Source organism: Methanonatronarchaeum thermophilum (assembly GCF_002153915.1).
In the GTDB taxonomy this organism is placed as follows: domain Archaea; phylum Halobacteriota; class Methanonatronarchaeia; order Methanonatronarchaeales; family Methanonatronarchaeaceae; genus Methanonatronarchaeum; species Methanonatronarchaeum thermophilum.
In genome coordinates this window covers 288804-297500 of sequence record NZ_MRZU01000003.1, presented here as the reverse complement: position 1 = coordinate 297500, position 8697 = coordinate 288804, and the positions used below count along the sequence as shown (strand labels likewise).

The 8697-nt window shown below is 34.1% G+C and carries 8 protein-coding genes (1 of these 8 cut by a window edge); 2 read left to right on the top strand and 6 right to left on the bottom strand.

Features of this window, described 5'->3' with window-relative positions:
• The 4 genes in view from AMET1_RS02795 to AMET1_RS02780 are tightly spaced (at most 2 nt apart) and all read right to left on the bottom strand, a layout consistent with a single transcriptional unit that may run on beyond the window.
• Positions 1-206, bottom strand: the 5' end (the start) of a protein-coding gene (locus AMET1_RS02795; RefSeq protein WP_086636961.1) for a hypothetical protein. The gene continues 328 nt to the left of window position 1, outside the view; only the first 206 of its 534 coding nucleotides appear in the window; its start codon is at positions 204-206; its stop codon lies beyond the left edge, outside the window.
• Between the two features lie 2 nt (positions 207-208).
• A complete protein-coding gene (locus tag AMET1_RS02790) occupies positions 209-1831 on the bottom strand; it encodes a hypothetical protein (protein ID WP_086636960.1) in 1623 nt (540 codons plus the stop codon).
• On the bottom strand, positions 1832-2422 hold the full coding sequence (locus AMET1_RS02785) for a hypothetical protein (RefSeq protein ID WP_143406822.1): 591 nt from the start codon (positions 2420-2422) through the stop codon (positions 1832-1834).
• 2 nt (positions 2423-2424) lie between these two features.
• Entirely contained in the window at positions 2425-2793 is a 369-nt protein-coding gene (locus AMET1_RS02780) for a hypothetical protein (RefSeq protein ID WP_143406821.1), read from the bottom strand.
• 1169 nt (positions 2794-3962) lie between these two features.
• On the opposite strand from AMET1_RS02780, the gene AMET1_RS02775 reads away from it, so the two are divergent.
• Both AMET1_RS02775 and AMET1_RS02770 read left to right on the top strand, forming a co-directional pair.
• The gene (locus AMET1_RS02775) at positions 3963-5042 is read left to right on the top strand and encodes a hypothetical protein (protein ID WP_086636957.1); all 1080 of its coding nucleotides are present in this window, start codon (positions 3963-3965) and stop codon (positions 5040-5042) included.
• Between the two features lie 2 nt (positions 5043-5044).
• Positions 5045-5947 carry a hypothetical protein gene (locus AMET1_RS02770; RefSeq protein WP_086636956.1) on the top strand — a complete coding sequence of 301 codons (903 nt, stop codon included), beginning with the start codon at positions 5045-5047 and terminating at the stop codon, positions 5945-5947.
• Between the two features lie 365 nt (positions 5948-6312).
• Here the strand turns inward: AMET1_RS02770 and AMET1_RS02765 are convergent, their stop codons facing one another.
• Both AMET1_RS02765 and AMET1_RS02760 read right to left on the bottom strand, forming a co-directional pair.
• Positions 6313-6615 (bottom strand): hypothetical protein, encoded by a 303-nt coding sequence (locus AMET1_RS02765; protein ID WP_143406820.1) that lies wholly within the window; start codon positions 6613-6615, stop codon positions 6313-6315.
• Between the two features lie 53 nt (positions 6616-6668).
• Positions 6669-8336 carry a hypothetical protein gene (locus tag AMET1_RS02760; protein ID WP_086636954.1) on the bottom strand — a complete coding sequence of 556 codons (1668 nt, stop codon included), beginning with the start codon at positions 8334-8336 and terminating at the stop codon, positions 6669-6671.
• Positions 8337-8697: the final 361 nt, after the last annotated feature.

The window sequence follows — 8697 nt, the reverse complement described above, 5'->3', positions numbered from 1 at the left end:
GTCTGAGACAAATCACTCTCCAACTCCACAACAAGAACACCATCAACAAACTCATAATCTAGGATCCGTGTGATCTCATCAACCGCAACACCCTCAAATTCACCTGACATCTCTTCTGCTGATACAACTGGGATGAAAGAAAGGATAAGTAGCGGGATAAGGCATAGGACACCGATTCTACATCCAGCCGTTTTAAGACTTATCATTTTTATTCTCGCCTAACCACTATATCACTACTATCCGATTGGCGAAGCCAGACAAAAACACCAACACCGAGAATGATCAGCCAGTAGGGGATGCCTAATAAATCTTTGTTGAGCCATCCTGTTAGGTCGTCGACTGTAACGCCATCCCTGTCTGGGGTTCCGGATCCAGCTTCCCAACTCCCGATTACTTCGTACATTTCCTGGATCTGCAGCAACTCCTCTTCAAACTCAGAGATGTTCATCGTGTGGTATACCGGTTTGTATAGCTCTACCGTATCCAGTTGTTCTCCATCGAAGCTGATGATTTCTTGGATTTCGAATGTTGTATCCTGTAGATGGAAGATGCCCTGGCCAGATGCAATGTAGAATGGGGAGTTATATTCGGTTGTGTTGATTATCATTCCTGTTTTGAGTGTGTTGTTGGCTATTTCTGCGTCTGTGAATAGCATGCATTCCCAGGTGGAGTTGTTTGGTAGGTTGTTGCTTTCTTGTATTTGGATTATGAAGCGGTCGTGTATGCTGGTTGAGATGCCGAGTAATGCGAGTTCTGCTCCTGCGAAACCATAGTATCCGGTCTGGTTATGCAGCGTATTCATGTGCTGAGCAAGTACATACGGATCCACTAGTTCCCCTAAATCGATGTCTCCGGTTTCATATTCCGTGTATACTTCTTGTACGTAAGTTTCTGAGTTATCCAGCATTCTGTTTCTTGTTTCATCTAAGTTATCCCAAAGCTCCTCCCACATATCAAGGTCTAACACAACTCCTGAATCCCCGCTTGGGTTGTTGATTAAAAGGTTTGAATCTCTGGATTCAGCTGCTCCACCACAAATAACACCCTCACTATTATCTGGATATGGGAAAACATAGAAAACTTTACTCCCATGATTATTAGGAACAGAGCCAACACTCTTCTCACTATAATCTAAAACCTCAACAACACTACCATTATACAAAGTAAAATCCCGTGTATAGAAACTATCCAAATCTAAATCCAAATCCCTTGTATCGGTCTGCGTACTCCCATCCTGCCAACTACTATAACGATAATCCCACTCAGCATAAAAAGGATACTCAAACTCTGTATCAATATCCTCACCGACCTCCAAAAGATGTTGAACCGTCAACACCTGACTATTCAACTGCTGAATCATATTGTATTGAACCGAACTGTAATAATCATCAACCGCTTCATCAACAACACCAACAGCAACCACCTCACCCGAACCATTATTCAACTCCTTCAAAACCTCCGACTTAACCAAACTCCAAACAAAAGTCTCCGTATTCCCAACCTCATTCAAGAATGTCTTCTGAATAAAACTATCATCCTTAGATAGATGCATAGCATGATCGTATATTAAGGCACTGTTCAGCGCTGCGTCATCCCTATCATCACCAACACCAAACAAATCCATTATCCAAGTATACCCAGCACCAAAATACGTGGTATCATACTTCTCGTGAACGGTAGTCCCAGTTATCACCCGAAAAAAATCACTTAAAAAATTACTCTCCCTCTCCACCGAACCAGAAACACTGTCACCTGTGTCTGCACAATACACTGAACCGGCTGATAAAACTATAAATAAAATGAGTAGGAGGGAGATCAATAGTCGATGCATTCACTCCTCCCGATTCAGATATAAATAACCCCCAACCACCAAAACAACAAGGACTAACCAGACCGGGATACCGGAGCCACCTAAATCACCAGACAGCCAACCAAAAAACCCAGAACCACCCTCAACCGTAACTTCCTGTGTTTCACCGCCAAATTCAACCGACATCACCACGTGAGTATCGTTCTCCAGAGCCTCAACAAAATATATAGAGCTGTTGCCTTCTAAAACAACATCCAAGTCAGCAAACTCCATACCAACATCACTGGAAACAACGATATCCCCAGCACTCACACCCCCCAAAACAGAACTATCGATATACACCGATACGGTCTTAAATTGGTCTAGGCTGCTGAGCTCTAAACTAACTGTATTATTTTCAACGTCAACCAAGCTATCTTCCAGTGTTATCGATGTTAGGTCTGTGATTACTTCGCCTTCACTATTGATTGTTATGAACTCACCAACCGCCAGGACATCTTCGCAAACCAGGTCTTGATGTGTCTGACCATCAGTTTCAGCGTATACCGAGCCCCCACCCACAACAAGTAGGCCGCAGAGTAATAGTGAGACAAAAACAAATTTACTGTCCAAGGCTATCCCTTCCAACTCAAAATCGCATAAGCAGTTATCACTATTGCCAGTCCAACCGTACCCCAGATCTCACTACCATAAAACGTATTCGAAACCTCCGTAATATACTCCAACCCAACCAGCAGTAACCCGGCAGCCAGGAACAGTCTCTTCTCCCAATCCTCAAAATGATGCCAACCTCTTTTTTTATTCAACGCATATCCAGCAACCATGAGAGCTACAACAATCCACCCAGCATACACACCAGACAAAGAATAGCCATAGATCTCAAAATGACCTAAACCAAAGGCCACCAGTCCACTCACCAAGACAACAGCCAACAAAACTGCTTCCTGCAGACCAATCTTCCTAAACATAGACTCCCCATTCAAAACACCCACAACAACACCAACCAACAAAACAACTTAATAAAAACATACCAGAGATAAAGATAAATAGCCCAACAAAGTTTATGCAGAAAAATGAGATAGAGAGCTACTGAAAGTAATGGATGTTAAAGAGCTAGAGGAAGTAAAGCAAATATGAATTCAATATTTACTGCATTCTTAATTGGCCATTTTAATAAATATCAGTTTTTTGATATCCTATAAGATGCCTTAATCCTTCTAGCCCTAATTATATTTGATGCAGGACTTTGATTTATATTTTACTATTTTATTGGTTTAATTTTAATATATTGGATTAAAAGTGAGATGTCGTTACATAAATCTCTAGAAAACAGGAAAACAATTTTAAAGTGATAGTGAAGTGAAATAAACAGACTAATTAATATATAGTAACTTGAAAAAGAAAAAACAGATATAAAAACTAATTTTCATCTAAAAGATTACTTCAATATTTCTCACATTATATAAAAAACTACATCAACCAAAAACTCAGAATCAAGTCCCAACATCAAAGCAACATACCTATATAACAGCACACAATCCTCCCCAAACTTCACCCAAAACAAACTACTTGACAATAAATACCGAGGATAGGGATAAATAGGGCTACAAAGTTTATGCAGAAAAATGAGATAGAGAGCTACTGAAAGTAATGGATGTTAAAGAGCTAGAGGAAGTAAAGCAAATATGAATTCAATATTTACTGCATTCTTAATTGGCCATTTTAATAAATATCAGTTTTTTGATATCCTATAAGATGCCTTAATCCTTCTAGCCCTAATTATATTTGATGCAGGACTTTGATTTATATTTTACTATTATTTCGTTTTAAATGGTTTTTAATTTAAGTTTTTTCTTGGTTTAAAGCCCTAAAATGAAAGATAAAAATTTCAAATAAAATTATTGAAGGCGTTTCAGGCGAATTTAGTAGCTCAGTTCGTGGTCTCATTGGAAAAAATGAAAAAATAGATAGTTGTAACAAGTGTGAATGGAATTCAAGTTACATCTGGGGAATTTTAAAGGAACATTCAAGAGTCATAGAAACTGGAAATGAAAATGAAAACTATCTAAAAATAACTTAATTTTCGTTTTGTATACGGCCTATAATGTCAAGATTTTTATAATAAACAATTTTAATTCTTAATTGTATTTGTATGCCAGGTACTCAAGTTGAAAGTAGACGGGAACTGTTTGATTATTTCCAAAAAAATATCGAAAGAAGTTATGAAAGTTTAAGTGAAGATCAAGAACTTGAACATAGGCAAAATCTTCTAAAAACTTTTATTATTGAATCTAATGTTGAAATTAAGGAGTTTCTTACCTCTTTTAATGTAGAAAAAACTAAAGAGATTGATTCAAAACTAGTGAAAGTTTTAGTTGAGGGAGAGGTTGAGTTTTTTATTGACTTTTCAAACCCCAGATTTTGGTTATTTTACACTCTTAGTAAGTCCCGTCCTTCAAAAAGAGTGATTGAAAAATTTATGAGTTATGTTAGAAGTGGATTAGATCATCCTTGGATGCCAATAAAACTTCAGGAAGAATTTACTGAGCTTGGTGAATTTAGAGGTTTAGGTGCAAAGTATAAACCTAAAAAGATTTTTCCAGAAAAATATATTGAAGACAAATTATCTTTTGGTGATTTATCGATAAGAAGCTGGGGACGTGGTTCTCAAGATCTATATGATGTTTTGAAGGGAGAAAAAACAGAAGAGTTCTTTTCATTATCAAGTATAGGGATAAAGAGATGGGGTGAGGGTGATGATTTCATCCTAGAAGACATAGGATTTGACGGCAGATTCACAACTAGAGGTGGCAACTCTGTTCAACTGCATCTTGACACCGTAGAACAAATTGTAGATGGATATTCTAATTTATTGGAAACGATTGAAAATAAACATAGGATTACCTATCAGTCTAAAGATGAAAAAATCGAAATAGAAGGTGACCCAATAGTCATAGACCTAAAAAATGAAATTGAGAACATAGAAGAATTCATATCTTATATCGTTTCATCCGAAAACCCACTTCGGTTATGGGGGCTTAAAACCGAAATTGAAGAAGACTATTTCAAGGTGAAAGGCATCGATTTACATAATGGCGATAAATATACCATGGAAATGACACCAAAGTGGATAAGATTATATCTTCCAGAGGCTGCATGTGGAAACACGGCTCTAAGAATTTTCGTCAACCTACAAAGGTATTATGACTCAAGTGCTGAAATGGAGATTTAAAAATGATGAATATATCGGATAATACCCTTCAAATTAATGCCTGGATAGGGCTCTGCCACAGAGACAGCAAGTTTCCAAATCCTCTAAGAAACTTAAAATACTCTACAGACAACATAGAACCATCTTTTTATGCAAACGGTAAAAAAATCAATCCTGATATTATTTTAACAAGTAAAAAATTCAACCATTCAATTATTATAGACGCAAAATCAAAAACCTTGAAAGAAGATCAGTTAGAGAAATACAGAACTTTGAAAGACTCTCCACAACCTCTCCACCAAAGAGGCAAAGTTGAAATCATCAATCCCAACCATTTCTCAGTAGATGTAGGTCTTTCTTCTTGTAAACAAGACCTTATTAATAAACCTCAAATAAAAGATTCATTGACAATTGTAAGGTTTGAAGAGGAAAAAGGCAAGATCTCTAAAATCAAAACCTTTGAAGGCAATAATTTTGAAGATGAAAAATTGAAAAAAGTTTTTCCAATAGACCTCGATGAGGATCGAAAAGTTCCCACCGAATACTATCCGTTTGGCTCTCAACCTGAAGATGAAAAACAACTAATAATCAGTGTTCTAACTTCAATCTTATCAATAACCATGGAAAAGGGTAAAGATAAAGTCGAAGTCGATACGATACTCGAAGATTGTCATCCATTTTGGGAAAGAGTCGATGAATCAATGAAAAAGGAGCTTAGAAGTAAGGTTTCTAAAATATTAAATAAGCTTTCCAAAGAAAAATTAGATGAAACATTAGAAAAAGTAAGTGGAACAACAAAAACTGAGTGGAAAGTAGTTGCAAGGTCCCTCCAATCGTTTCAAAACAAGTGCCAACACTTAATAGATGAAATTAAAGACGAAATAAAACAAACAACTATGGAGGAATTTGAAGACCCAAATACCTAAATACTCTGTAATTCTTGATTTTTACCATAAATAAGGTTTTTAATTTATTTATATAGATTTTTTGTCACTGAGTAGTTATTTGGTAGGTTTTTTTCGATTCCATTAACATGAGCCTTTCCTACTATAACTAAGATTTTATCTCCTTCTTCAGCGATGGAAACAATTTTATCTGCAATTATTTTATCTCGATTTAGGATATCATTTAAAAAATATGTGTTGTATAGCCTAACAAAAACAATCGGTGATATTAATCCAACATAGATGACAAAAATTGCAGCTAAAATATATAAAACTCCTAAAATGCCTGTAAATACAATATTTAGGTAGAAATAATATAATGCTAATATGATGAATAATGCAGAAACCTATTGACTTAAAATCTTAACTAAAAACGGTGTGTTCTCAACAATTTCATAATTAGATTTTCTTGTTCTAAAGACCTCTATTTCCTTTTCTTTTGCTTTCTCTAATAACTCAATTTTTTTAGTGTAAAATAATCTCACTAAAATAGTTCTCAATAAGAAAAAAGAGAGCTTAAACCAGAAATTAACTAACTGTATTTTTTCTCTTGATTCAGAGCCCTCAAGCACTAACTTATCAAAACCCTCATCTAATAGCCTAATTTCTTCTTTAAGATCTTTTCTACTTATGTGGGTTTCACCCTTCAAAACAACCTTAATCATAAAATCAAAATAAGAATAAAATAATATCGGTATTAAGTTTATTTGATTTCCTCGTATCTCTTATTTATCTTTTTTTCTATTTTTACTATCCAACTTTCCAAATTAATAGGTCTACCCCACTCACGACCGAAAATAATTCCGTGTGTTGTTTTCTCTAATTTTGGTTGATATTTTATATATTTGTTATATTTTTTATTATCCCTTTTTTTAATTTGTTTTATGGTTTTGCTGATTAAATCTGGTTCAGAGGTGACTTGTGCTTCTTTTAGTTCTTTTTTAATTCTAGAGATGTTATAAACCCAGATATTGTAGGTATCTTCATCAATTTTACCTGTTTCATTCATGATATGTAGGATATAAGTGGTTTCAATTAATGATTCAAATATTGGTTCTGCATAATTGGGGTGCTTACTGGCTTGTACAGAGATTCTTTTCCAAAATTTAGTGAAATTGCCCCAATCAACTGGTGGTTCTGACCCTGAATCAATATACCTCATTGAATATATTGTTAAGCCAAATATTGCTTCATGTATTTCTATAGCTGTTTCTATAGTTTTAGGTAGTTTTGAATTAGGTATAGGTTTTTTAAATTTTTGTTTTCCGGTTTTTAATATTTCATCTTTGTTATTTTTTAAGAAGTTCTCTTGAACTGTTTCAAGGACTGATAAGTAGTCTATTAGTATTTCCTTGTAGATCCATGGTTTTTCTGTTTGTCTCCTTAATTTATAGAGCTTTTCAATCTGTATGTCACTGTAAAGTAGTTTATTTATACATGACTGTTGGTTGTCTCTGGCTGCTTTTTTAAGTAAATCATTTTTCCGATTTAAACAATGCTTAATTGTTATAGTGTTTGGATTAGCCTCTCTGAGTTCTTTAAAAACTTCATCCAATATTTTAAAGGACTCCTTTGTAATCTTATTGTTTGTTTCGATACCTATTTCACCTATCTCATAAATTGAATCAATGCTATTTCTAGCTAATTCAAGCTCTTCAGAATAATCAGAATAAATTGTAATCCTTTTCAAATGGTTTGCTTTAAAAATTTCCTCTATTAATTCATCATCAGATTTTTGACTATAAAGTATATCGTTTACTATTTTTTTATAGGTTTTAATTGCATTTTTAGTTGTAGAAATTTCCTTTGAAGATAAAGAAGACATCATCATTTCATATAATCCATCTAACGGATGAAACCCCATATCTTCATTACTGTTAGCTTTTATCTCATCAATATAACTATCAATAGATTTGTTTTCATGAGATTTTAATATACCAATTGGCGTAATTCTCCATAAACTATTCTTAGTATAATCATAAACACTCCAAATAAACGCAATAGTAAGAAGAACCGCTAATAATGTAAGAAGTGAAATAATAAATTCTGAATAGAGATCTGTTCCTAAAATTATTATAACATCTATAAAAATCGCCAGACAAAATATCCATGTCATTTTTTTAAGTTCAGGATTTTCAGAAAAAATCCAATTCAATTTTATAGAGTATTTTGTTAATGATTTAACTCCAAGAAAAGTTACTGAAAAGATAATGGCAAATATCGCAGCTTTAGCAGTAATCAAAGCAGATAATAAAGCTATAATATGGTCTTCGGCAGGAGTGCGGCCAATCAAAAATTGTATTATTAAAAACAAAGCTACAATAAAAAGTGTCCATTGTGGTTTATCCCAACTTAGCATCTTTCGAAGCATCAACTTAACTCCAATTATCTAATCCCAGATTTTTGGGTATCCTATTTGGATGTCTTCAGCTACTACATATATACTTGTGTAGTTGATAACGAGCTTTGACCTAATATTTTTTGCAAAGACCTAAAATCCATTCTATTTTTCAACCAGTAAATTGCATAGCTATGCAGCCATTTATGAGATTTAGAAATAAAATCCATTTGCAAGAGTATTTATAAACGTTTTTTTATATTTATATTCTTAATTTCTTGAAACATGTTACCACTGATGATGGTTCTAGAAACATCTCTCCTGATTAATTGGGGATTCTCTTTTATCGTAGGTTTTTCTTAATTTAATTAAAAAACTTTTTCAAAAATAATAT

Coding starts and splice junctions, on each gene's coding strand:
- AMET1_RS02790 (WP_086636960.1), bottom strand. CDS start 1,831: ATGCATCGACTATTGATCTCCCTCCTACTCATTTTATTTATAGTTTTA.
- AMET1_RS02775 (WP_086636957.1), top strand. CDS start 3,963: ATGCCAGGTACTCAAGTTGAAAGTAGACGGGAACTGTTTGATTATTTC.
- AMET1_RS02770 (WP_086636956.1), top strand. CDS start 5,045: ATGATGAATATATCGGATAATACCCTTCAAATTAATGCCTGGATAGGG.
- AMET1_RS02760 (WP_086636954.1), bottom strand. CDS start 8,336: ATGCTTCGAAAGATGCTAAGTTGGGATAAACCACAATGGACACTTTTT.